The 22,016-nt window shown below is 71.6% G+C and carries 27 protein-coding genes; 6 read left to right on the forward strand and 21 right to left on the reverse strand.

The window, feature by feature from the left end; genetic code table 11:
- The first annotated feature begins 5 nt into the window (after positions 1–5).
- On the forward strand, positions 6–836 hold the full coding sequence (locus ACWFRU_RS00630) for an HpcH/HpaI aldolase/citrate lyase family protein (protein WP_453684463.1): 831 nt from the start codon (positions 6–8) through the stop codon (positions 834–836).
- A gap of 66 nt (positions 837–902) precedes the next feature.
- Here ACWFRU_RS00630 and lgt read toward each other — a convergent pair whose 3' ends face one another.
- The 10 genes from lgt to ACWFRU_RS00680 form a co-directional block, all read right to left on the reverse strand.
- Positions 903–1,841 carry a prolipoprotein diacylglyceryl transferase gene (gene lgt / locus ACWFRU_RS00635; RefSeq protein WP_453683582.1) on the reverse strand — a complete coding sequence of 313 codons (939 nt, stop codon included), beginning with the start codon at positions 1,839–1,841 and terminating at the stop codon, positions 903–905.
- Positions 1,842–1,952: 111 nt separating this feature from the next.
- Complete coding sequence (locus ACWFRU_RS00640) at positions 1,953–2,729, reverse strand: DsbA family protein (RefSeq protein ID WP_453683583.1); 777 nt, start codon at positions 2,727–2,729, stop codon at positions 1,953–1,955.
- Between the two features lie 64 nt (positions 2,730–2,793).
- The gene (gene trpA, locus ACWFRU_RS00645; RefSeq protein ID WP_453683584.1) at positions 2,794–3,618 is read right to left on the reverse strand and encodes a tryptophan synthase subunit alpha; all 825 of its coding nucleotides are present in this window, start codon (positions 3,616–3,618) and stop codon (positions 2,794–2,796) included.
- On the reverse strand, positions 3,615–4,901 hold the full coding sequence (gene trpB / locus ACWFRU_RS00650; protein ID WP_453683585.1) for a tryptophan synthase subunit beta: 1,287 nt from the start codon (positions 4,899–4,901) through the stop codon (positions 3,615–3,617). The genes trpA and trpB overlap by 4 nt, the downstream gene beginning before the upstream one ends.
- 152 nt (positions 4,902–5,053) lie before the next feature.
- Positions 5,054–5,218: a tryptophan biosynthesis modulator TrpM gene (gene trpM, locus ACWFRU_RS00655; RefSeq protein ID WP_453683586.1), complete on the reverse strand. Its 165-nt coding sequence runs from the start codon at positions 5,216–5,218 to the stop codon at positions 5,054–5,056.
- An 8-nt stretch (positions 5,219–5,226) separates the two neighbouring features.
- Positions 5,227–6,036 carry an indole-3-glycerol phosphate synthase TrpC gene (gene trpC, locus ACWFRU_RS00660; protein WP_365822628.1) on the reverse strand — a complete coding sequence of 270 codons (810 nt, stop codon included), beginning with the start codon at positions 6,034–6,036 and terminating at the stop codon, positions 5,227–5,229.
- Positions 6,037–6,220: 184 nt separating this feature from the next.
- Positions 6,221–6,664: a DUF2752 domain-containing protein gene (locus tag ACWFRU_RS00665; protein WP_453683587.1), complete on the reverse strand. Its 444-nt coding sequence runs from the start codon at positions 6,662–6,664 to the stop codon at positions 6,221–6,223.
- 96 nt (positions 6,665–6,760) lie between these two features.
- Positions 6,761–7,000, reverse strand: coding sequence for an HGxxPAAW family protein (locus ACWFRU_RS00670; RefSeq protein ID WP_453683588.1), 240 nt, complete (start codon positions 6,998–7,000; stop codon positions 6,761–6,763).
- 102 nt (positions 7,001–7,102) lie between these two features.
- The gene (locus ACWFRU_RS00675; RefSeq protein WP_453683589.1) at positions 7,103–7,771 is read right to left on the reverse strand and encodes a TIGR02234 family membrane protein; all 669 of its coding nucleotides are present in this window, start codon (positions 7,769–7,771) and stop codon (positions 7,103–7,105) included.
- A gap of 7 nt (positions 7,772–7,778) precedes the next feature.
- Complete coding sequence (locus ACWFRU_RS00680) at positions 7,779–9,281, reverse strand: anthranilate synthase component I (protein WP_453683590.1); 1,503 nt, start codon at positions 9,279–9,281, stop codon at positions 7,779–7,781.
- A gap of 78 nt (positions 9,282–9,359) precedes the next feature.
- Between ACWFRU_RS00680 and ACWFRU_RS00685 the strand changes: the two genes are divergently transcribed.
- Positions 9,360–9,830, forward strand: a complete 471-nt coding sequence (locus tag ACWFRU_RS00685; RefSeq protein WP_453683591.1) for a hypothetical protein — start codon at positions 9,360–9,362, stop codon at positions 9,828–9,830.
- On the opposite strand, the gene hisI is transcribed toward ACWFRU_RS00685, so the two are convergent.
- On the reverse strand, positions 9,811–10,191 hold the full coding sequence (gene hisI, locus ACWFRU_RS00690; protein WP_453683592.1) for a phosphoribosyl-AMP cyclohydrolase: 381 nt from the start codon (positions 10,189–10,191) through the stop codon (positions 9,811–9,813). The two genes, ACWFRU_RS00685 and hisI, sit on opposite strands and share 20 nt — an antisense overlap.
- 82 nt (positions 10,192–10,273) lie before the next feature.
- Between hisI and ACWFRU_RS00695 the strand changes: the two genes are divergently transcribed.
- Both ACWFRU_RS00695 and ACWFRU_RS00700 read left to right on the forward strand, forming a co-directional pair.
- Positions 10,274–10,909 (forward strand): TIGR03085 family metal-binding protein, encoded by a 636-nt coding sequence (locus tag ACWFRU_RS00695; RefSeq protein ID WP_453683593.1) that lies wholly within the window; start codon positions 10,274–10,276, stop codon positions 10,907–10,909.
- A complete protein-coding gene (locus ACWFRU_RS00700) occupies positions 10,909–11,304 on the forward strand; it encodes a VOC family protein (protein WP_453683594.1) in 396 nt (131 codons plus the stop codon). Before ACWFRU_RS00695 ends, ACWFRU_RS00700 begins: the two co-directional genes overlap by 1 nt.
- Before the next feature lie 13 nt (positions 11,305–11,317).
- Here the strand turns inward: ACWFRU_RS00700 and ACWFRU_RS00705 are convergent, their stop codons facing one another.
- The 10 genes from ACWFRU_RS00705 to hisD form a co-directional block, all read right to left on the reverse strand.
- A complete protein-coding gene (locus ACWFRU_RS00705) occupies positions 11,318–12,562 on the reverse strand; it encodes an MFS transporter (protein WP_453683595.1) in 1,245 nt (414 codons plus the stop codon).
- A 14-nt stretch (positions 12,563–12,576) separates the two neighbouring features.
- Positions 12,577–13,176: an ArsR/SmtB family transcription factor gene (locus ACWFRU_RS00710; protein WP_453683596.1), complete on the reverse strand. Its 600-nt coding sequence runs from the start codon at positions 13,174–13,176 to the stop codon at positions 12,577–12,579.
- A 122-nt stretch (positions 13,177–13,298) separates the two neighbouring features.
- Positions 13,299–14,054, reverse strand: coding sequence for an imidazole glycerol phosphate synthase subunit HisF (gene hisF / locus ACWFRU_RS00715; RefSeq protein WP_453683597.1), 756 nt, complete (start codon positions 14,052–14,054; stop codon positions 13,299–13,301).
- A complete protein-coding gene (locus ACWFRU_RS00720; RefSeq protein ID WP_453683598.1) occupies positions 14,051–14,461 on the reverse strand; it encodes a RidA family protein in 411 nt (136 codons plus the stop codon). The genes hisF and ACWFRU_RS00720 overlap by 4 nt, the downstream gene beginning before the upstream one ends.
- On the reverse strand, positions 14,458–15,186 hold the full coding sequence (priA, locus tag ACWFRU_RS00725; RefSeq protein ID WP_453684465.1) for a bifunctional 1-(5-phosphoribosyl)-5-((5-phosphoribosylamino)methylideneamino)imidazole-4-carboxamide isomerase/phosphoribosylanthranilate isomerase PriA: 729 nt from the start codon (positions 15,184–15,186) through the stop codon (positions 14,458–14,460). The genes ACWFRU_RS00720 and priA overlap by 4 nt, the downstream gene beginning before the upstream one ends.
- 17 nt (positions 15,187–15,203) lie before the next feature.
- A complete protein-coding gene (gene hisH, locus ACWFRU_RS00730; RefSeq protein WP_453683599.1) occupies positions 15,204–15,857 on the reverse strand; it encodes an imidazole glycerol phosphate synthase subunit HisH in 654 nt (217 codons plus the stop codon).
- Between the two features lie 14 nt (positions 15,858–15,871).
- Positions 15,872–16,036: a hypothetical protein gene (locus tag ACWFRU_RS00735; protein WP_453683600.1), complete on the reverse strand. Its 165-nt coding sequence runs from the start codon at positions 16,034–16,036 to the stop codon at positions 15,872–15,874.
- Between the two features lie 4 nt (positions 16,037–16,040).
- Positions 16,041–16,634 (reverse strand): imidazoleglycerol-phosphate dehydratase HisB, encoded by a 594-nt coding sequence (gene hisB, locus ACWFRU_RS00740; protein WP_135330188.1) that lies wholly within the window; start codon positions 16,632–16,634, stop codon positions 16,041–16,043.
- Positions 16,631–17,746, reverse strand: a complete 1,116-nt coding sequence (locus ACWFRU_RS00745; RefSeq protein ID WP_453684467.1) for a histidinol-phosphate transaminase — start codon at positions 17,744–17,746, stop codon at positions 16,631–16,633. Before ACWFRU_RS00745 ends, hisB begins: the two co-directional genes overlap by 4 nt.
- A 14-nt stretch (positions 17,747–17,760) precedes the next feature.
- Positions 17,761–19,086 carry a histidinol dehydrogenase gene (gene hisD, locus ACWFRU_RS00750; RefSeq protein WP_453683601.1) on the reverse strand — a complete coding sequence of 442 codons (1,326 nt, stop codon included), beginning with the start codon at positions 19,084–19,086 and terminating at the stop codon, positions 17,761–17,763.
- Between the two features lie 265 nt (positions 19,087–19,351).
- Here hisD and ACWFRU_RS00755 point away from each other — a divergent pair, with 265 nt between their 5' ends.
- Together ACWFRU_RS00755 and ACWFRU_RS00760 are read left to right on the forward strand one after the other, a co-directional pair.
- Positions 19,352–20,866, forward strand: coding sequence for an oxidoreductase (locus ACWFRU_RS00755; RefSeq protein WP_453684469.1), 1,515 nt, complete (start codon positions 19,352–19,354; stop codon positions 20,864–20,866).
- A gap of 136 nt (positions 20,867–21,002) precedes the next feature.
- A complete protein-coding gene (locus ACWFRU_RS00760; protein ID WP_453683602.1) occupies positions 21,003–22,010 on the forward strand; it encodes a hypothetical protein in 1,008 nt (335 codons plus the stop codon).
- Positions 22,011–22,016: the final 6 nt, after the last annotated feature.

The following is a 22,016-nucleotide window of genomic DNA, read 5'->3' on the forward strand; positions in this document are numbered from 1 at the left end:
ACACGGTGAGGCAGACCCCCTTGACCTGGCTCTACGCACCCGGAGATCGGCCCGCCGTGGTGGCGAAGGCGCTCCTCGCGGGCGCCGACGTCGTCATCGTCGACCTGGAGGACGCGGTCGCCCCCGACCGCAAGGAGTACGCGCGGGCGGCGACGGCCGAGCTGCTCTCCGAGCCCCCCGCCGTCCCGGTCCACGTCCGCGTGAACGCCCTGGACGGCCCGCTCGCCGCGGCCGACCTCGGAGCGATCGCGCACCTGCCCGGCGTCTCGGGTCTCCGCCTGCCGAAGGTGACCTGCCCCGCCGACGTCGTGCGCGTCGCGGAGCGGTCGGCTCCGGCGGACGGCGGCGCCCCCGCCCTGCACGCCCTGATCGAGTCAGCCGTGGGCCTGGAGCACGCCTTCGCCATCGCCACCGCGCATCCGGCCCTGCACGGTCTCTCCCTCGGCGAGGCCGACCTCCGCGCGGACCTCGGCGTACGTGAGGAGGCGGGGCTCGACTGGCCTCGCGCGCGCGTGGTGGTGGCGGCCAGGGCCGCGGGCCTCGCACCGCCCGCGCAGTCGGTGTACGCCGACATCCGTGACATCCAGGGCTTGGCGGCGTCCTGCGCGCACGGCCGAGCCCTGGGGTTCCTGGGCCGCGCCGCGATCCATCCCCGCCAGCTCCCGGCCATCGAACGCGCCTACCTCCCGACGCAGGAGGAGATCGACCACGCCGAGCAGATCGTCAAGGCGTCCACGACGGAGGCGGGCGCCCTGGCGCTCCCGGACGGCACGTTCGTGGACAAGGCCGTGGTGGACGGCGCCCGGCGGGTCCTGGACCTGGCCCGGCGTTCATAGCGACGGGGCCGCCGGATCAGTGATCCGGCGGCCCCGTCGACGTACCAAGCAGAGAGCGTCAGCGCGTCAGCCCTTTTTGGCGGACTCGGCCCCGTCCTTGTCCTTGTCCGCGTCCTTGGAAAGCTCGGGCTTGTCCTCGGCCTTGTCCTCGGCCTTGGGCGACTCGTCGTCCGAGGTCTCCTCGCCCTCCGGCACGGGCTCGACGATCTCCTCGCGCCCGGGGTGCTTCTTCGCGGAGAGCACGAAGTACACGACGGCGAGCACGAACACCGCGATGGCGGTCCACACGTTCAGCCGCAGGCCGAGCACGTGGTGCGCGTCATCGACCCGCATGTACTCGATCCAGCCGCGCCCGGCGCAGTACGAGGCGACGTACAGGGCGAACGCCCGGCCGTGGCCCAGCTTGAAGCGGCGGTCGGCCCAGATGACCAGGAAGCCGACGCCGATGCACCAGAGGGATTCGTAGAGGAACGTCGGGTGGTACGTGCCGGGCACCCGGCCGTCCTCCGCCGACGTGATCTTCAGGGCCCACGGCAGATCCGTGGCCTTGCCGTACAGCTCCTGGTTGAACCAGTTGCCCCAGCGGCCGATCGCCTGGGCGAAGGCGATGCCGGGGGCGAGGGCGTCGGCCCAGGCCGGCAGCGGGATGCCGCGCCGGCGGCAGCCGATCCAGGCGCCGACCGCGCCGAACGCGATCGCGCCCCAGATCCCGAGGCCGCCCTCCCAGATCTTGAAGGCGTCCACCCAGTCACGGCCCTCGCTGAAGTACAGCTGGTAGTCCGTGATCACGTGGTAGAGACGCCCGCCGACGAGGCCGAACGGCACGGCCCAGACGGAGATGTCGGCCACGGTGCCTGGGCGGCCCCCGCGAGCGATCCACCGTTTGTTGCCGAGCCAGACGGCGACGAAGACGCCGATGATGATGCAGAACGCGTAGGCGCGCAGCGGGATGGGTCCGAGATCGACCACACCGCGTGACGGGCTGGGAATGAAGGCAAGGTCCATGGCAGGTCCGACGCTACCGTGCCGGGTGGTGCCCGGGGCAACCTGCCCGGCTACGTCTCCATAACAGGACCGGCGGGCGGGGCCCCACAAGAGCCCCGCTCCGGGAGCCGGTCAGCCCCTGTTGGCCGCCTCGACCTTCGCCTTCAGCTTCGCGGGGGTCAGCGGGTTCTTCTGGTCGCTGAAGATGTTCTTGCCGTCGAGCAGCACGCTGGGCGTGCCCTGGAGGCCCGCTTCCTGGAAGGCCTTGTTCGACTTCTGGGCCCAGCTGTCGTGCTTGCCGTCGTCCACGCACTTCTCGAAGGTGTCGTTCACGAGCCCGTCCACCTTGCCCGCGAGCTCGATCAGCTTGCTGTTCTTGCTGAACGCGTCGTCCGTCTCCGGGGGTTGGTTCGTGAACAGCACGTCGTGGTACGGGGTGAACTTCCCGGCGTCCTGGGCGCAGGCGGCCGCGTTGGCCGCGCGCAGGGAGCCGCTGCCGCCCATGTTCCCGTCGATGATCGTCGCCAGGTGGTACTCGACCTTGAGCTGGCCCTTGTCGGTGAGTTCGTGGATCGTCTTGCGGTACATCTCCTCGAACTGCTTGCAGGCCGGGCAGCGGAAGTCCTCCCAGATGGTGAGGGTGGACTTGGCGCTGTCCTTGCCGACCGGGATCGCGAGCTGATTCTCGCCGACCGCCCCCTTGGGGACCGACAACGGACCCGAAGTGTCCTTGTCGTCACCCGAGTTGGCGGCGACCAGACCCGCCACGGCGGCGAGCGCGAGGACGCCCACGACGGCGGCACTCACGATCAACACCCTGCGCTGCTTGTCCCGCGACTTCTGCCGCTCTCGCTCTTCCGCCAGCCGGTCGCGGGCCGCGCGCTTTCCCTCACGGTTCTTCTCGCTCACACCCCGGCCAACGAACCGGGGAGGCACGAGCATGCCTCCCCGGTCCCAGGTCCACCCGTACGAGTTACGCGTTGCCGCGAACTCCCTGGGCGAGATCACTCGCGAGCGTGCGGACGGCGGCGAGTCCGGCGGCTCTGTCGTTGGCGTTCTCGGCGTCCAGCATCCGCTGGACGAAGGCCGAGCCGACGATCACGCCGTCGGCGAAGCCCGCGACCTCGGCGGCCTGGCGGGCGTTGGAGACCCCAAGGCCGACGCAGACCGGCAGGTCGGTGGTGGCCTTGGTGCGCCGCACCAGTTCCTGCGCCTGCTCGCCCACGGACTCACGGGTGCCCGTGACGCCCATCAGGGACGCCGCGTAGACGAAGCCCGAGCCGGCCGCGGTGATGGTGGCGAGCCGCTCGTCCTTGCTGCTCGGCGCGACGACGAAGACGGTGGCGAGGCCGTGCTTCTCGGCGTGCTCCCTCCACAGGCCCGACTCCTGGACGGGCAGGTCGGGCAGGATGCAGCCCGCGCCGCCCGCCTCGGCGAGCTCGGCGGTGAAGCGCTCGACGCCGTAGCGGTCGATCGGGTTCCAGTACGTCATGACGAGCACCGGCTTGCCCGTGGCCTCGTGGGCCTCGCGCACCGTGCGCATCACGTCGGCGATCTTCAGGCCCGCCTTGAGCGCGATGTCGTCGGCGGTCTGGATGACGGGACCGTCGAGGACCGGGTCGCTGTGCGGAAGACCGACCTCCACGACGTCGGCGCCGCCGTCGAAGACGGCCTTGATGGCCGCGATACCGCCGTCCACGGTCGGGAACCCGGCCGGGAGGTAGGCGATGAGGGCGGAGCGCCCCTCGGCCTTGGCGGCCGCGAGGGTGTCGTCCAGCAGACTGATGTTGCCGCTCACTTGGCGTCCCCCTCGATCTCCGCGGCGCCGTTGCCCGCGTCCGCCTCGACGGCGGCGTCCGTGTCGTACAGGCCGAAGTAGCGGGCGGCCGTGTCCATGTCCTTGTCGCCGCGCCCGGACAGGTTGATGACGATCAGCCCGTCCTTGCCCAGCTCCTTGCCGACCTCGAGGGCCCCGGCGAGCGCGTGGGCGCTCTCGATGGCCGGGATGATGCCCTCGGTGCGCGACAGGAGGCGCAGGGCCTGCATGGCGGCGTCGTCGGTGACCGCGCGGTACTCGCCGCGGCCGCTGTCCTTGAGGTAGGCGTGCTCGGGGCCGATGCCCGGGTAGTCGAGTCCGGCGGAGATCGAGTAGGGCTCGGTGATCTGCCCCTCCTCGTCCTGGAGGACGTACGACCGCGAGCCGTGCAGGATGCCCGGCTCTCCGGCGGTCAGCGTGGCCGCGTGCTCGCCCGTCTCGACGCCGTGGCCCGCGGGCTCGCACCCGATGAGCCGGACCCCGGCGTCGGGGATGAAGGCGTGGAAGAGGCCGATGGCGTTCGAGCCGCCGCCCACGCAGGCGACGGCGGCGTCGGGAAGACGGCCCGCGCGCTCGATGATCTGGCGCCGCGCCTCCACCCCGATGACGCGGTGGAAGTCACGCACCATGGCGGGGAAGGGGTGCGGGCCCGCCACGGTCCCGAAGAGGTAGTGCGTGCGGTCGACGTTGGCGACCCAGTCGCGGAACGCCTCGTTGATGGCGTCCTTCAGGGTGCGGCTGCCGGACTTCACGGCGATGACCTCGGCGCCGAGCATGCGCATGCGGGCCACGTTCAGGGCCTGGCGCTCGGTGTCGATCTCGCCCATGTAGATGGTGCACTCGAGGCCGAAGAGCGCGCAGGCAGTGGCGGTGGCGACGCCGTGCTGTCCGGCGCCGGTCTCCGCGATGACGCGGGTCTTGCCCATGCGCTTGGTGAGCAGGGCCTGGCCGAGCACGTTGTTGATCTTGTGCGAGCCGGTGTGGTTCAGGTCCTCGCGCTTGAGGAAGACCCGTGCGCCACCGGCGTGTTCGGCGAACCGGGGCACTTCGGTGAGGCTGCTGGGGCGGCCGGTGTAGTTGACCAGGAGGTCGTCGAGCTCGCGGGCGAACTCGGGGTCGCTCTTGGCCTTGTCGTACTCGACGGCGACCTCGTCCACGGCGGCGACGAGGGCCTCCGGGATGAACTTGCCGCCGAAGGCGCCGAAGTAGCCGTCGGTGCTGGGGACTTGACCCTCGGGGTCGGGGATGAAGAACTGGCTGGGCATGGCGATACCTCGCTGGGGCCGTGGTCGGCCCCGGTTCTGGGGTTGACGTCTGGCATGGCTACGCCTTCGCGCCGTTGCTGATCAGGTTCTATCGCGACTGCGGCCCGTTCTGGGCTGATCGCGCAGTTCCCCGCGCCCCTGACGGGGCGCTGTCAGCTCGCGGCGGCGATCAAGGCGCCGCCCTGCCATCGCATCCCAGGGATCTGTCCCGGCTCCGCCCCGATGTGGTACCGCACCCGCCTGCCCCGTACACGCCGCGCCGGCGCCCGGCAGCCGCGAGGGCGGCAACCGGGTGCGAGGCGGACGGCGATGGACATGGGCGGGGTCAGCTCCGTCCGTGCCGCAGGGCGGGGTGCGCGCCCGCGGCGACCAGGTCGGAGACCGCGCCCTTCGGGTCGCGGCCGGTCACCAGGGACTCACCGACGAGCACCGCGTCGGCGCCCGCGTTGGCGAACGCGATGAGGTCGTGCGGCCCGCGCACACCGGACTCGGCGATCTTGACGACGTCGTCCGGCAGCTCGGGCGCGACGCGCTCGAAGGTGGAGCGGTCGACCTTCAGGGTCTTGAGGTCGCGGTTGTTGACGCCGATGATGCGCGCGCCCGCGTCCACGGCCCGCTCGGCCTCGTCCTCGTCGTGCACCTCGACGATCGGCGAGAGGCCGATCGAGTGGGCACGCTCGATGAGCGACTCGAGGGCGGGCTGCTCCAGGGCGGCCACGATCAGCAGGGCGAGGTCGGCGCCGTACGCCCGCGCCTCCCACAGCTGGTACGAGGTGACGATGAAGTCCTTGCGGAGCACCGGGATGTCGACCTTGGCCCGGACGGCCTCCAGGTCGGCGAGCGAGCCGCCGAAGCGGCGCTCCTCGGTGAGCACGGAGATGACGGCCGCGCCGCCCGCCTCGTAGTCGGCGGCGAGCCCGGCCGGGTCGGCGATCGCGGCGAGCGCGCCCTTGGACGGGCTGGAGCGCTTGACCTCACAGATGACCTTGACGCCGTCGCCCCGCAGCGCGGCGACCCCGTCCTTCGCCGCAGGAGCCTTCGCCGCGCGCTCCTTGAGCTCGTCGAGGCTGACGCGCGCCTGCCGCTCCGCGAGGTCGGCACGGACTCCGTCGATGATCTCGTCGAGCACACTCACGCGAGCGGCCCCCTTCCCTGACGGTGAAGCTGCTGTTTGAACCTCAAGCTGTTCGGCTGCCTCATCCGGCATTCCGATGGTCACTGCGATGGTATCCGCAGGAGGGCGAAGGCCCCGCATCCGGTTGACGCCAGTCCCACGTCCTGGACACCCGCCGACCCCGCTGCCTGGGCTTTCTCGGCATTCAGGGATGCAGCCATGCCCCGAACGGCAGATTGCGCACCAGGGTGAAAAGGGCGATCAGCACCCCGATCCCGTACAACTGTGCGGACCCCAACTCGATCCGCAGGCGTCGTCCGCGCGCCGCGCGGGCCGCCCAGAGGGTCCACAGGACCGCGAAGACGCCGTACCCGACGACGGCCAGCGCGTTGGCGCCGAGTGCCGTGACGAGGTCGCCGTGGACGAAGGCGTGCGCGCTGCGCAGACCGCCGCAGCCGGGGCAGAACACGCCGGTGAGCTGCAGCAACGGGCAGGCGGGGTAGTGGCCGGGCTCGTTCGGGTCGACCGTGCCGACGTAGGCGAAGGCCGCGATCACCGAGCCGAGCACGCCGACGGGTACGGCGAGGCGCCGCAGTGCGGGGCCGGCGGCCGGTGCCGCGCTCTCGGGTTCAGCGTCCACCCGATGCATTGTGCCCCTCGGCGACGGCCGCCGCCCCCGGGGAAACGCGAGAGGAGGCGGTCCCGGCACCTGCCGGGACCGCCTCCCCACGTACGCCGGAAGGACTCAGCCCTCGGAGTGCGCGAGCTGGCCCGACTGCCGCTGGGGGCTGCGCTTGGCCTGGCCGAGGCCCGCGGCACGCATGGCCATGCCCACGACGCCGCCGAGGGCGACGATGACCATGCCGGCCCAGAAGCCCAGCGGGTTGGCCATCACCATGAAGGCACCCGAAACGCAGAAACCGATGAAGGCGATGATGACACCGGTCCAGGCGGCCGGGGTGTGTCCGTGGCTCGTGCCCGCCATGACTTGCTCCTCGTTGCTGTATGCGTGGTGGTGATGCGTGGGGTGAGCCGAACGCTCACCGCTCCATTGTCCCGTACCCGCGCACGTGCCGTGAGCGCGGGGTCATGCCTCGCGGGTCGGGTCCTCGCCGCGGTCGAGGGCCTTCCACAGGTCCTCGGGGCGGTCCGGGTCCACCTTGGGCGCCTTGCGCGGGCGCGGGGCGCCGTCGCGTTCGTAGCGTCCCGACATCGCGGGCCAGTTGCGGCCGTACGTCAGGGCGAGCAGCCCGGCGATCATGATCAGCGCGCCCGCGGCGGCAGCCGCGTACGGCCAGCCCGTGTGGCTGAGATCACCGATCGTGGCGGCGGCGTCGCCGGAGGCCTCGGCGGCCTTCTCGTCGAGCGCGCCGCTGTCGTTCGCGGCGAGGAAGGCGGCGGCCACGGTGCCCGCGCCGCTCAGCGTCAGAAGGAGCGAGACGAGCATCCGCCCGGCCTTGCGGACGGCGAAGACGGCGACGAGCGCGGCGAGGCCCACTATCGCGAGGGCCGCGGGCACGCCCGTGACATCGCTGCCCGTGGCGCTCAGCGGCAGTTCGCCGCCCGCGACCGAAGCGGTGCCCTTCGCCCAGGTCTGGCGGGACGCGAGCAACGCGAGGGCCGCGCCGACCGCGCCGGACAGCAGGGCGACGGCGATGCTGCGCCGGCCGCCGCGCTGGGCCCGGGTCTCGGGCTCGGCGTCGGCATCGGCGGCGTCGGCGGCCTGGGTGCGGGGCGGAGGTACGGCAGAAGTCACCCCTCCACTATCCCTCACGTCCATCGGGGCGACGCAGCCGGTTCGCCGTGTGGATGGCCCGCAGGACCGCCGCCGCCTTGTTGCGGCACTCGGTGTCCTCGGCGGCCGGGTCGGAGTCGGCGACGACCCCGGCTCCGGCCTGCACGTATGCCGTGCCGTCGCGCAGGAGGGCGGTCCGGATGGCGATGGCGGTGTCGGAGTCGCCCGCGAAGTCGAGATATCCGACACAGCCGCCGTACAGGCCGCGCCGGGAGGGTTCGAGCTCGTCGATGATCTGCATCGCGCGCGGCTTGGGGGCGCCGGAGAGGGTGCCCGCGGGGAAGCAGGCGGTGAGGACGTCGAAGGCGGTGCGGCCCTCGGCGACCTGGCCGGTGACCGTCGACACGATGTGCATGACGTGGGAGTACCGCTCGATGGACATGAAGTCGACGACCTCGACCGAGCCGGGCTCGCAGACGCGCCCCAGGTCGTTGCGGCCCAGGTCGACGAGCATCAGGTGCTCGGCCCGCTCCTTGGGGTCGGCGAGCAGCTCGTCGGCGAGGGCCTGGTCCTCCCGCGGGCTCGCGCCGCGCGGCCGGGTGCCCGCGATGGGGTGCACCATGGCGCGGCCGTCCTCGACCTTGACGAGGGCCTCGGGCGACGACCCGACGACGTCGAATCCTTCGAGGCGGAAGAGGTACATGTACGGCGACGGGTTGGTGGCCCGCAGCACGCGGTAGACGTCCAACGCGCTTGCCGCACAAGGGGTTTCGAAGCGCTGCGAGGGGACGACCTGGAAGGCCTCGCCCGCGCGGATGCGCTCCTTGATGTCCTCGACGGCTTCCTGGTACTGCTCGCCGCCCCACAGCGCGGTGTACTCGGGCAGCTCGGAGGGCGGCAGGGCCGCCGGGGGCTGGGAGACGGCCCGCGACAGGTCGGCCTCCATGGCGTCGAGCCGGGCCACGGCGTCGGCGTACGCCTCGTCGACGCCTGTCTCGAGGTCGTTGTGGTTGATCGCGTTGGCGATCAGGAGCACGGAGCCGTCCCAGTGGTCGAGGACGGCGAGGTCGCTGGTGAGCAGCATGGTCAGCTCGGGCAGCTTGAGGTCGTCCCGCTCGCCGGGGCCGATCTTCTCCAGGCGCCGCACGATGTCGTAGCCGAGGTAGCCGACCATCCCGCCGGTGAAGGGCGGCATCCCGGACGCCAGGTCGCGCGGGGTGTGCAGGGCCTCGACGGTGGCGCGCAGGGCGTCGAGCGGGTCGCCGGAGGTGGGGACGCCGACGGGCGGGGTGCCCAGCCAGTGGGCCTCGCCGCCACGGCTGGTGAGGGTGGCGGCGCTGCGGACTCCGACGAAGGAGTAACGAGACCAGGACCGGCCGTTCTCCGCGGACTCCAGGAGGAACGTGCCGGGCCGCTCTGCGGCGAGCTTGCGGTAGAGCCCGACCGGAGTGTCGCCGTCCGCGAGGAGCCTGCGGCTGACGGGGATCACTCGGCGGTCGCTCGCGAGCTTGCGGAAGGTCTCGAGATCCATGGGAGGAGCTTACGGCCGTGCGGGTGGCCGGCGGTGTCGCGGACCGGTCGGCGGAACGCGGGCCGCTAGAACGGGACGATGACCAACCGCCGTATGCTGCCCGCCTTCGCCCTCCTCCTCGCCTCGACCGCGTTCGCGGCCGCCGCCGCTCCCGGGCCCGTGGTGTGGCCCGCCCCCAAGAACGTGCCCGAGCGGGTGCGTGCCGCCGGCCTGGAGATGCTCGACTCCGAGGCGATGGACATGCACATCCACACGACCCTGAAGGTGTACTCGGGGGCCAGTCCCGTCACGGTCCCCGCGGACATCGGCATCGACCGCTCGGGCCCGAAGCCCCGCTACAGCCCGCTGCACACGCACGACACCAGCGGCACCCTGCACGTGGAGTCGGAGGAGTGGCGCGACTTCACCCTGGGTCAGTTCATGACGGAGTGGGGCGTGAGCGGCGTACGCGAGAAGTGCCGCGCGGATGTCGCCGGGCGCTCCGTCGCCGGCGACCCGTCCCGCATCGTGCTGCGGGACGGCGAGACGATCACGCTCCGGTGCCGGTGAAGGTGACCGGGAGGGTGTCGGCGTCGAAGCAGGTGCGGGTGCCCGTGTGACAGGCGGCGCCGATCTGGTCGACCTGGACCAGGACGGTGTCCGCGTCGCAGTCCAGGGCCACGGACTTCACGTACTGGAAGTGGCCGGACGTGTCGCCCTTGACCCAGTACTCCTGACGGCTGCGCGACCAGTACGTGCAGCGCCCCGTGGTGAGCGTGCGGTGCAGCGCCTCGTCGTCCATCCAGCCCAGCATCAGCACCTCGCCGGTGTCGTACTGCTGGGCGATCGCGGGGACGAGGCCGTCGGCGCCGCGCTTGAGGCGGGCGGCGATCTCGGGGTCGAGGCTGCTGGGCGGGGGCGTGGCGGTCATGGGGACATTGTGCCGCGATCCGGTGGTCCCGCCGGGCCACGTCCACTGGGCGGACCCTGTACCGAGTCGTACGCTGGGGCGTATGTCGACCCATGCCAAGCGTGAACGACTTCTCCTCGCCGATCTGTTGGAGGCGGAGGGCCCGGACGCCCCCACGCTCTGCGACGGCTGGAACACCCGTGACCTCGCGGCCCATGTGGTGGTCCGCGAGCGCCGCGCGGACGCCGCGGGCGGGCTTCTCATCAAGCAGCTGGCCTCGCGCCTGGAGCGGGTGCAGGCCGAGTTCGCCGCGAAGCCGTACGAGGAACTGATCCAGCTGATCAGAACGGGACCGCCGCGCTTCTCCCCCTTCTCCCTCAAGCAGATCGACGAGGCGTCGAACGCCGTCGAGTTCTACGTCCACACCGAGGACGTGCGGCGTGCCCGGCCCGACTGGACGCCGCGCGAGATCGACCCGGTCTTCTCGGACGCCCTGTGGTCCCGCCTGGAGCGGATGGCCCGCCTGGTGGGCCGCAAGGCGCCGGTGGGCGTTGTGCTGCGGCGCCCCGACGGCCAGACGGTGGTGGCGCACCGCGGCACCCCCGTGGTGACGGTGACCGGCGAGCCCTCCGAGCTGCTGATGTTCGTGCACGGGCGGCAGGACGCGGCCCATGTCGAGCTGGACGGCGACAAGGACGCGATCGCCAGGCTGCACGAGACGAAGCAACTGGGCATCTGATGATCCGGGTCGCGATGACCGGGGTGTACGTGGACGACGTGGACAGGGCCCACGCGTTCTACACGGACGTCCTGGGCTTCGAGACCCGTCATCACGTGTGGCCGGGCGGTGGCATGCCCTTCGTGACGGTCGGGGCGGCGGGCGGTCACAACGACGTGGAGCTGCTCCTGGAACCGGGCGAGGGGCCCATCGCCGAGCCCTACCGCAAGGCGCTGCACGCGGCGGGCATCCCGTGCATCGTCCTCGGGGTCGACGACGTGCGGGCCGAGCACGAACGGCTCGTCGGCCTGGGCGTGCGGTTCGCCCACGGCCCCGAGAAGCAGGGCCCGGTGATCACCGCGGTGCTCGACGACACGGTGGGGAATCTGGTGCAGCTGATGCAGGGAAGGGCGTAGCCGCTACGCGGGTTCAGCGGGGCAGTTCCGCTTCCCGCAGTCCGCGGGAGCACATCCCGAAGAGACCGGCGAGCCCGCACGCCGCCGCGCTCGCGGTGAACACCGGCGCCGTGCCCCACGCCTCCACGGCCACGCCCGTCAGCGGATACGTCAGCGGTGCCACACCCAGGCTGACCAGGCTGCCCACCGAGGTCACCCGCCCCACGTAGGCCGGGTCGGCCTCCGTCTGCGCCAGCGCCGCGCACACCGCCCCCGTCAGCCCGATCAGGAGCCCCACCAGCAGCGCCACCCCCGCGGCGGCCCAGAGGACGGGCACGTACGCCATGGCGCCCACTCCCACCGCTCCGGCGAGGCACGTCACCGACAGCACGAGCCCGGCCCTCGGCACCCTCCCCCGCAGGGTCAGGAAGAGCGCGGAGATCCCGGCGCCCGCCCCGAACCCGGCGAGGACGAGGCCGACCCCCGACGCGCCCCACCCGCGCTCGTCGGCCAGCATGGTGAGCCCGATGTTCAGCGGTCCGACGAAACCCAGGTCGGCCAGGGCGACGAGCCCCATCAGGGGCGCGAGAACGCGGTGTCCGCGGATGTACCGCAGCCCGTCCCCCAGTTCGCTCCACGCGGTCCGCCCGCCCGCCGTGCCGTCGTCCGGCAGCTCCCTCACCCGCAGGGAGATCAGCAGTGGCAGCGACACCGCGAACAGTGCCCCCGCGATGCCGAAGGCCGCCGCGGAGCCGCCGAGCGCGACCCCGAGGCCCCCGAGCGGGGCGCCCACGACGTGGGCGAGACGGACCACCAGGCCCCGCATCCCCTGCACCCGCGCCAGCTGGTCCCGTCCCGTGACGCGGGCGGGCAGCGCTCCGACGGCGGGCATGAACAGCGCGTCGACCGTCCCGAAGACCAGCCCGAGCGCGCCGAGCAGCCACACCCCGGGGCTCGCCACGACCAGCAGCCCCGCCACCGCGAACACCGCCGCGCACCGCACGGCGTCGCTGCCGATGACGACCCTGCGCGGCCCGTAGCGGTCGGCGACCACTCCCCCGCCCAGCATCAGGAGCGCACGCGGCACGGCGCTCACGGCCATCACCAGGCCTGCCTGCGCGGGACCTCCGGAGCGGACGGCGGCCCAGGACAGGGCCAGGTAGTAGACGTTGTCGCCGACCGCGGAGGCGCTGTAGGCGCCGAGCCAGCGCAGGACGTTGCCGTCCTTGTGCGCGGGTCTCTCGGGTGCGGGAGCCGTGCGTATGGCGGTGGTGGTCATGTGGGGCGGCCCTCTCAGAGACGGAAGGGGAAGCTGGCCAGGTGTACGGCGACGTTCTCGCGCCCCTCGGTGTCGCCCGCCGCCTCGGCGGCCTTGCCCCGCTCCTCGTACGTTTTGACCAAGGCGTGGATCTCGGCGTTGAGGCGGGTGAGTTCGGCGGGGTTGAGGCGGGCGAGGAAGTCGGACTGGTCGGCTGCGATGCGCCACTCGGCGCCCCAGGCCTCCTGCTGGTCGAGATAGGTCTCGTACTGCTCCCGGCGATACGAGATCAGGCTGCGCACGACGGCCGCGTGCGTGGCTGCCCCTTCGGGTGAGTCCCTGAAGTCCTCGTGCCGGAAGCTCAGGTTGTCCTGGGCCGCCTGCCACCACCTCTCGCGCGCGTCCTCGCTCTGTACCTCGGCCTCCTCGATGAGGCCGTGCTCCGCGAGCTTGCGCAGGTGGTAGCTGACGAGGGAGACCGCCTCATCGACCTGCGAGGCGAGCTGGGACGCCGTCGACGGGCCCGACACCCGCAGCGCTCCGTACACCCTCAGACGCAGCGGATGTCCCAGCGCCTTGAGCGTGCCGAGGTCGGTGATGCGGCGTGGCTCGCCTGATTTTTGCTGGTCTTCCATACACCGACCGTAGATACAAAAGAAAACTTGCGCAATATAAATTGCGCAACTTTTCTTTCGCATCAGGTCAGCGAAAAGCCCTGGCCACCCGGTGACCAGGGCTCGTCGCGCAGCGGTACGCCTCAGCGCACGGGGTGTCCGGCCTCCCGCAGTGTGTCCTTGACCTCGCCGATCCGCAGATCCCCGAAGTGGAAGACCGAAGCGGCGAGGACCGCGTCCGCGCCCGCCCCGATCGCGGGCGGGAAGTGGTCGAGGCGGCCCGCGCCGCCGGACGCGATGACGGGGACGGTGACGTGACGGCGCACCGCCGCGATCATCTCGATGTCGTAGCCGTCCTTGGTGCCGTCCGCGTCCATCGAGTTGAGCAGGATCTCCCCCGCACCGAGCTCGGCGGCCTGGTGGGCCCACTCGACGGCGTCGATCCCGGCGGACTCGCGGCCGCCGTGGGTCGTCACCTCGAAGCTGCCGGACGCGGTGCGCCGCGCGTCCACCGAGAGGACGAGCACCTGGCGGCCGAACCGCTCCGCGATCTCGCGGATCAGCTCCGGGCGGGCGATGGCGGCCGTGTTCACGCCCACCTTGTCCGCGCCGGCCCGCAGGAGCTTGTCGACGTCCCCGGCCGTGCGGACACCGCCGCCCACCGTGAGCGGGATGAAGACCTGCTCGGCGGTGCGCCGGACCACGTCGTACGTGGTCTCGCGGTTGCCCGAGGAGGCCGTGATGTCCAGGAAGGTCAGCTCGTCGGCGCCCTCGGCGTCGTACACCTTGGCCATCTCGACGGGGTCGCCCGCGTCGCGCAGGTTCTGGAAGTTGACGCCCTTGACGACCCGGCCGTTGTCCACGTCCAGGCAGGGGATGACACGTACGGAGAGGGTCATTCGGCACCTGCCCTCGCGCGCGGACCGTACGCCTCGACCTCGACCTCGACGACCAGGCTCGGGTCGATGAAGCCGGAGACGATGAGCATCGACGCGGCGGGGCGGACGTCGTCGAAGAGCTCCTTGTGGGCCCGGCCGACCTCCTCCACGTCACGTGCGTGGGTCAGGTACATGCGGGTGCGCACGACGTGCTCCCGGCCCAGGCCCAGCTTCTTCAGGGCCTCGACGGCGACGTGGAAGGCGTTGGCCGCCTGCTCGTAGGGGGTCCCGGCGTCTATGACGCCGTCCACCACCGACGTGCAGCCCGACACCAGGACGAGGCCGTTGGGCAGCTCGACGGCGCGCGAGTAGCCGATGGCCTCTTCCCACGGACCGCCCGAGCTCACCCGGCGGACGATGTCACTCATGACGTCGCCACCGCGGCGAGGGCCTCTTCGAGGGTGAAGGCCTTCGCGTACAGCGCCTTGCCGACGATGGAGCCCTCGACGCCCTGCGGGACGAGCTCGGCGATCGCGCGCAGGTCGTCGAGCGAGGAGACGCCGCCGGAGGCGACGACCGGGCGGTCCGTGGCCGCGCAGACGTTGCGCAGGAGCTCCAGGTTGGGGCCCTGCAGCGTGCCGTCCTTGGCGATGTCGGTGACGACGTAGCGGGAGCAGCCCTCGGAGTTGAGGCGCTCCAGGGTCTCGTACAGGTCGCCGCCGTCGCGGGTCCAGCCGCGGCCGCGCAAGGTCGTGCCGCGCACGTCGAGGCCGACCGCGATCTTGTCGCCGTGCTCGGCGATGACCTTGGCGACCCACTCCGGGGTCTCCAGGGCCGCGGTGCCGAGGTTCACGCGGGTGCAGCCGGTGGCGAGGGCGGCGGCGAGCGTGTCGTCGTCGCGGATGCCGCCGGACAGCTCGACCTTGATGTCCATGGCGCCCGCCACCTCGGCGATGAGCGCGCGGTTGTCGCCGGTGCCGAACGCGGCGTCCAGGTCGACCAGGTGCAGCCACTCGGCGCCCGACCGCTGCCAGGAGAGGGCGGCCTCCAGCGGGGAGCCGTAGGAGGTCTCAGAGCCGGACTCGCCATGGACGAGGCGTACGGCCTGGCCGTCGCGGACGTCGACGGCGGGAAGGAGTTCGAGCTTGCTCACAGAGGTCCCTGACATTCCTAGAGGGTTCCGATCCAGTTGGTGAGGAGCTGGGCGCCGGCGTCGCCGGACTTCTCGGGGTGGAACTGCGTGGCCCACAGCGCGCCGTTCTCGACGGCGGCCACGAAGGGCTCGCCGTGCGTGGTCCAGGCGACCTTGGGCGCGCGGAAGGAGGGGTTGCCGACCTCGAAGTCCCAGTGGTGCACGGCGTACGAGTGCACGAAGTAGTAGCGGGCGTCGGCGTCGAGGCCCGCGAAGAGCTGGGAGTCGTCCGGCGCCTGGACCGTGTTCCAGCCCATGTGCGGGACGATGTCGGCCTTCAGCGGCTCGACGGTGCCGGGCCACTCGTCGAGGCCCTCGGCCTCCACGTCGTGCTCGATGCCGCGCGCGAAGAGGATCTGCATGCCGACGCAGATGCCCATCACCGGGCGGCCGCCCGCGAGCCTGCGGCCCACGATCCAGTCGCCGCGTGCCTCCTTGAGCCCCTGCATGCAGGCGGCGAAGGCGCCGACGCCGGGGACGAGGAGGCCGTCGGCGGCCATGGCCTTGTCGTAGTCACGGGTGATCTCGACGTCCGCGCCGGCCCGCGCGAGGGCGCGCTCGGCGGAACGGACGTTCCCGAAGCCGTAGTCGAAGACGACGACCTTCTTGCGGGGATTCTGGGGAGAGCTCATGTCGCGTACGCCCCTCAGTTCCAGTAGTCGAGCCGCATGATCCCCGCCGTCAGGCACATCGCCGCGGCGATGGAGAGCAGCGTGATCAGGCTTTTGGGCATCCCCTGCTTGACGAAGGAGATGATGCCGCCGATCAGGAAGAGACCGACGACGATCAGGATGGTGGTCAGACCGGTCATGGCTTTACAGCGCGCCCTTCGTGGAGGGAAGGATGCCTGCGGCGCGCGGGTCACGTTCGGAGGCGTAACGCAGCGCGCGGGCCAGGGCCTTGAACTGGCACTCCACGATGTGGTGGGCGTTGCGGCCGTACGGCACGTGGACGTGCAGGGCGATCTGGGCCTGCGCGACGAAGGACTCCAGGATGTGCCGGGTCATCGTCGTGTCGTACGTGCCGATCATCGGCGCCATCGTCTCGGGCTCGGTGTGCACGAGGTACGGACGGCCGCTGAGGTCGACGGTCACCTGGGCGAGCGACTCGTCGAGCGGGACCGTGCAGTTGCCGAAGCGGTAGATGCCCACCTTGTCGCCGAGCGCCTGCTTGAAGGCGGCGCCCAGCGCGAGGGCGGTGTCCTCAATGGTGTGGTGGGTGTCGATGTGCAGGTCGCCCTCGGTCTTGACCGTGAGGTCGAAGAGGCCGTGGCGGCCGAGCTGGTCGAGCATGTGGTCGTAGAAACCGACACCCGTCGACACCTCGACCTTGCCGGTGCCGTCGAGATCGATCTCGACGAGGACCGACGTCTCCTTCGTGGTCCGTTCGACCCGTCCAACCCGGCTCATGCCTGCTGCTCCTTCTTCAGTTCGCGTACCGCATCGAGGAACGCGTCGTTCTCTTCGGGGGTTCCCGCGCTGACCCGCAGCCAGCCCGGCACTCCGTTGTCCCGGACCAGGACGCCCCGGTCGAGGATCCGCTGCCAGACCGCGTGGGCGGCCCCTTCGCCGTCGAACCGCCCGAACTGCACGAAGTTGGCGTCGGAGTCGGTCACCTCATAGCCGATCGCACGCAGCTCGCCGACCAGCCGGTCGCGCTCCTGCTTGAGCTGCTCGACGTACTTCAGGAGCGTGTCGGTGTGCTCCAGGGCAGCGAGCGCGGTGGCCTGCGTGACGGCCGACAGGTGGTACGGCAGCCGTACGAGCTGTACGGCGTCGACGACCGCAGGGTCCGCGGCCAGATAGCCCAGGCGCAGCCCGGCCGCGCCGAAGGCCTTCGACATCGTGCGGGAGACGACCAGGTTCGGGCGCCCCGCGAGCAGCGGGAGCAGCGAGTCGCCGTGGCTGAACTCCACGTACGCCTCGTCGATCACGACCATCGACGGCTTGGCGGCCTGCGCGGCTTCGTAGAGCGCGAGGACCGTGTCGGCCGAGACGGCGTTGCCCGTGGGGTTGTTGGGCGTGGTGATGAAGACGACGTCGGGCTGGTTCTCGGCGATGGCCTTCGTGGCCGCCTCGACGTCGATCGTGAAGTCGTCGCCGCGGGGGCCCGAGATCCAGCCCGTGCCGGTGCCGCGCGCGATGAGGCCGTGCATCGAGTACGAGGGCTCGAAGCCGATGGCGGTGCGGCCGGGCCCGCCGAACGTCTGCAGGAGCTGCTGGATGACTTCGTTCGAGCCGTTGGCCGCCCAGACGTTGGCGAGGGTGACCTCGTGGCCGCCGGTCCTCGTGAGGTAGCGCGCTAGCTCGGTGCGCAGCTCGACCGCGTCGCGGTCGGGGTAGCGGTTGAGGTCGCGGGCCGCCTCGCGGACACGCTCGGCGATGCGCTCGACGAGCGGTTCGGGAAGCGGGTACGGGTTCTCGTTCGTGTTCAGGCGTACGGGTACGTCGAGCTGGGGCGCGCCATAAGGGGACTTGCCGCGCAGTTCGTCGCGGATGGGGAGTTCGTCCCAGGGGGACAAAGAGGCGTTGTCGGTCACTTGGTCTGAGGCACCTTCCATCCGAACCGCGCCTTGATCGCCGCGCCGTGCGCGGGCAGATCCTCGGCCTCGGCGAGCGTCACCACGTGCTGGGCCACATCGGCGAGGGCGTCGCGCGTGTAGTCGACGATGTGGATGCCGCGCAGGAACGACTGGACGGACAGGCCCGAGGAGTGGCAGGCGCAGCCGCCGGTCGGCAGGACGTGGTTGGAGCCCGCGCAGTAGTCGCCGAGCGAGACCGGGGCCCAGGGGCCCACGAAGATCGCGCCCGCGTTCTTGACGCGGTCCGCGACGGCCGCGGCGTCCGCGGTCTGGATCTCCAGGTGCTCGGCGCCGTACGCGTCGACGACGCGCAGGCCCTCGTCCAGGCCGTCGACCAGGACGATCGCGGACTGGCGGCCTTCCAGGGCCGGGACGATCCGGTCCTGGACGTGCTTGGTCGCCGCGACCTGCGGCTCCAGCTCCTTGGCGACCGCGTCGGCCAGGGCGACGGAGTCGGTGACGAGCACGGCGGCGGCGAGCGGGTCGTGCTCGGCCTGGCTGATCAGGTCGGACGCTACGTGCACGGCGTCGGCCGTGTCGTCGGCGAGGACCGCGATCTCGGTGGGGCCCGCTTCGGTGTCGATGCCGATGCGGCCGGTGAAGTAGCGCTTGGCCGCGGCGACCCAGATGTTGCCGGGGCCCGTGACCATGTTGGCGGGCGCGCAGGTCTCGGTGCCGTACGCGAACATCGCGACGGCCTGGGCGCCGCCCACGGCGTACACCTCGTCGATGCCGAGGAGCGCGCAGGCGGCGAGGATCGTGGGGTGCGGAAGGCCGTCGAAGTCGCTCTGCGGCGGGGACGCGAGCGCCATCGACTCGACGCCCGCCTCCTGCGCCGGGACCGCGTTCATGATCACGGAGGACGGGTAGACGGACCGGCCGCCCGGGGCGTAGAGCCCGACGCGCTCGACCGGCACCCACTTCTCGGTGACCGAGCCGCCGGGCACGACCTGGGTGGTGTGCGGGGCGCGGCGCTGCTCGCGGTGGACGATGCGGGCGCGGCGGATCGACTCCTCCAGCGCCTCGCGCACGACCGGGTCGAGGCCGGCCAGGGCCTCGGCGATGGCGGTCGCGGGGACACGGACCTGCGTCAGCCGTACCCCGTCGAACTTCTCCGCGTATTCGATCAGCGCCGCGTCGCCACGATGATGCACGTCCTCGCAGATGGGCCGCACCTTCTCCAGGGCGGCCGCGACGTCGAAGTCGGCACGGGGCAGCAGGGCGCGCAGGGCGGGGCCCTCGGGGAGGGCGTCGCCGCGCAGATCGATTCGGGAGATCACATGGCCAATTCTCTCAGACCCTGATTCCCGGCCGAACGCCGTATCACTGGCTGATATGGAACCCGGAAGGCGACGTTCACCACTAGCGTTCAGCCCGTCACTGAGCGGGCATGAAACAGGTGTACGAGACCAGGGCGCATCGCAGGACCGGAAAGCGGCACGGGGATCGCGGTACATCGCAGGACATCGCAGTACGGGGAGGACAACAGCAGTGGTCGACGACACCGGTGATCCGCCGGACGGACTGACCGCCGCCGAGATCGGCATGTGGCAGGCCTTTCGCAACGGCAGCGTGTACGACCTCCGGTCGGGGGACGCGATGGCGGACGATCCGCACGGCGGCCACCCGTGGGGCCCGGAGCGCAGCGTGCGCGCCCGCATCGTGTGCTGGCTGCTTTTGGAGGGGCCGCCCGCGCTCTCCGGCCGGGTCTCGTCGCTGAAGCTCTCGGGCCTCCAGATCACGGACGTGCTCGACCTGGCGGGCGGCGAGATCGTCCCCTACGCCGAGCTGAAGCACTGCCGCTTCGAGAAGGAGGTCCTGGTCCCCGAGGCCAAGTTCACCACCCTGCGGCTCGTCAACTGCTCGATCCCGCGCGTCGAGGCGGCCCGCCTGCACACGGAGGGCGACCTGCATCTGCCGCGCTGCCGGATCCACAACGGCATGCGTCTCACGGACGCCCAGATCGGCACCGACCTGCTGATCAACCAGGCCGTGATCTACCGCGACCGGCGCGGCAACTCGATCATGGGCGACGGGCTCTCGGTCGGGCAGGACCTCCAAGCCGAGATGATGGAGTCGCACGGCCAGCTGAGCCTGCGCGGCGCGAAGGTCGGCGTCTCCTTCAGCCTGCGCGGCAGCAAGCTCGCCAATCCGTACGGCCAGCGGGCGCTGAACGCCCCGCAGATGACCGTGGAACGCACCCTCTACATGACGCCCGCCGCCCTCGGCGATCCCCCCATGACCAGCGGCACCACTCCCCCGCGCGGCACTCGCGTCCAGCGCTTCGAGTGCCAGGGCGGCATCCGGCTCGACGACGGGCGCTTCGGGGACGCCGTCGACCTGGCCCAGGCGCGCTTCACCCTGGAGAACGACCAGGAGGTGTCGCTGCGCCGCGTCCAGACCCCCGAGCTGCGCTTCCTCGGCGAGGCCCCGCAGCGCGGCAAGATCATTCTGTCCGGCGCCAAGGTCGTCAACCTCATCGACAAGTCGACCAGCTGGCCGGGCCCCGGCGGCCTCCAGATGGGCGGCTTCAGCTACGAGAACCTCGTGCCGCAGGGCAGCTTCCCGCTCGCCCGGCGCCTGGCCTGGGTGGCGGCCGCGACCGCCGAGTACAACCCCGAACCGTACGAGAAGCTGGCCGCCGTCCTGCGCAACGGCGGCGAGGATGCCGACGCCCGCGAGGTCCTGCTCGCCAAGCAGCGCCGACGCCGCGAGACCCTGCCGCTCGCGGCGAAGCTCTGGGGCTTCGCCCAGGACTGGACGGTGGCCTACGGCTACCGGCCAGGGCGTGCCGCCCTGTGGATGGCGGTGCTCTGGGCGGTGAGCGCGGTGGCCTTCACCCGCGCCGACCACCCGGCGATCAAACCGGGCGAGCACCCGAACTGGAACCCCGCGCTCTTCTCCCTCGACCTGCTGCTCCCGGTCATCAACCTCGGCCAGGACAGCTACTGGCAGCTGCGCGGCGGCTGGCAGTGGTTCGCGGCCATCCTGATCCTGCTCGGCTGGGTGCTCGCGACGACGGTCGCGGCGGGGGCGACCAGGCTGCTGCGAAGGAACTGACGAGCCTGCCGGGCCGCCCGGGAGCAGAGATTTTGCCAGCCCTTGACCATGTGTCAGGCAACCTAACGACTGATGCCAAAGCTTCACCGGCCTCCCTCTGGCACTGCCCCGACCTGCGGATTTCAATACCCACACGATGGCACTCCTGCGCGCCCTGATCCGCACCGCACGAATGGTCAGGAACACCCCGCTCCTCGCCTCCGGTCTGACCCCCGACGACGAGGTGCTCCTCGACGCGCCCGACGACCGGCTCGGCCCCGCTCTGGTCGCCGCCGGCCGTGGCGATTACGGGCCCGCCGCCAAACTGCTCGCCATGACGCGCGAGGGCAACGAATGGGAGAACCGCGACCGCTATACGACGCGTCTCGCCGCCTTCGCCCGCTCCCGCCCCGAGTGGTTCGACGACTGGCGGTCCGCGTCGCCGCACGACCCGGACGCGCTGCTCGTCAAGGCCGAGCTCGCCGTCGTCCGCGGCTGGGAATCGCCCGCCCGCGCCGAGCTGCTGCGCGAGACGGCGCCCCTGATCACTGCCGCGGCCGAAGCCGACCCGCGCGACCCCGTGCCGTGGCGGATCGCCCTGGACCACGCGCGCGGCACCCATGCCCCGCACTCGGTGTTCGACGAGATCCGGGCCGAGGCGGTGCACCGTTCCTCGCATCACTACGGCTGCCACGCCTCGGCCCTGCAGTACCTCTCCGCGTCCTGGTACGGCTCGCACAGCCAGTGCTTCGACTTCGCGGAGCGGGCCGCCCGCGACGCCCTGCCCGGTTCACTGATCCAGGCGCTGCCCGCGCGGGCCGCTTTCGCGTATCTCACCAGCGCCTCGGGGAGCGTGCCGCGCGAGCGCCTGGACGCGGCGGCCGACCTGGGGATCGCGGTCTCCGCGGAGTACGAGGCCGGGGACCCCTGGCCCGCCGAGGTCCGCAACGTCCTCGCGTTCGTCCTCGTACGCCTGGAGCGGTGGAGCGACGCCCTGGAACAGATGCGCCTCATCGGGCCCTATGCCACGTCCTTCCCCTGGGACCGCATGTCCGACGATCCGCTCGGCCAGTTCCTGGAACTGCGCGACGGCATACGCATCGAGGTGGCCTCCGGGACCCCGCTGCGCACCGGGGGCGGACGAGCGGGCTCCGGCGACCATTAGGCTTGC

The organism is Streptomyces sp. NPDC055099, from assembly GCF_053607685.1.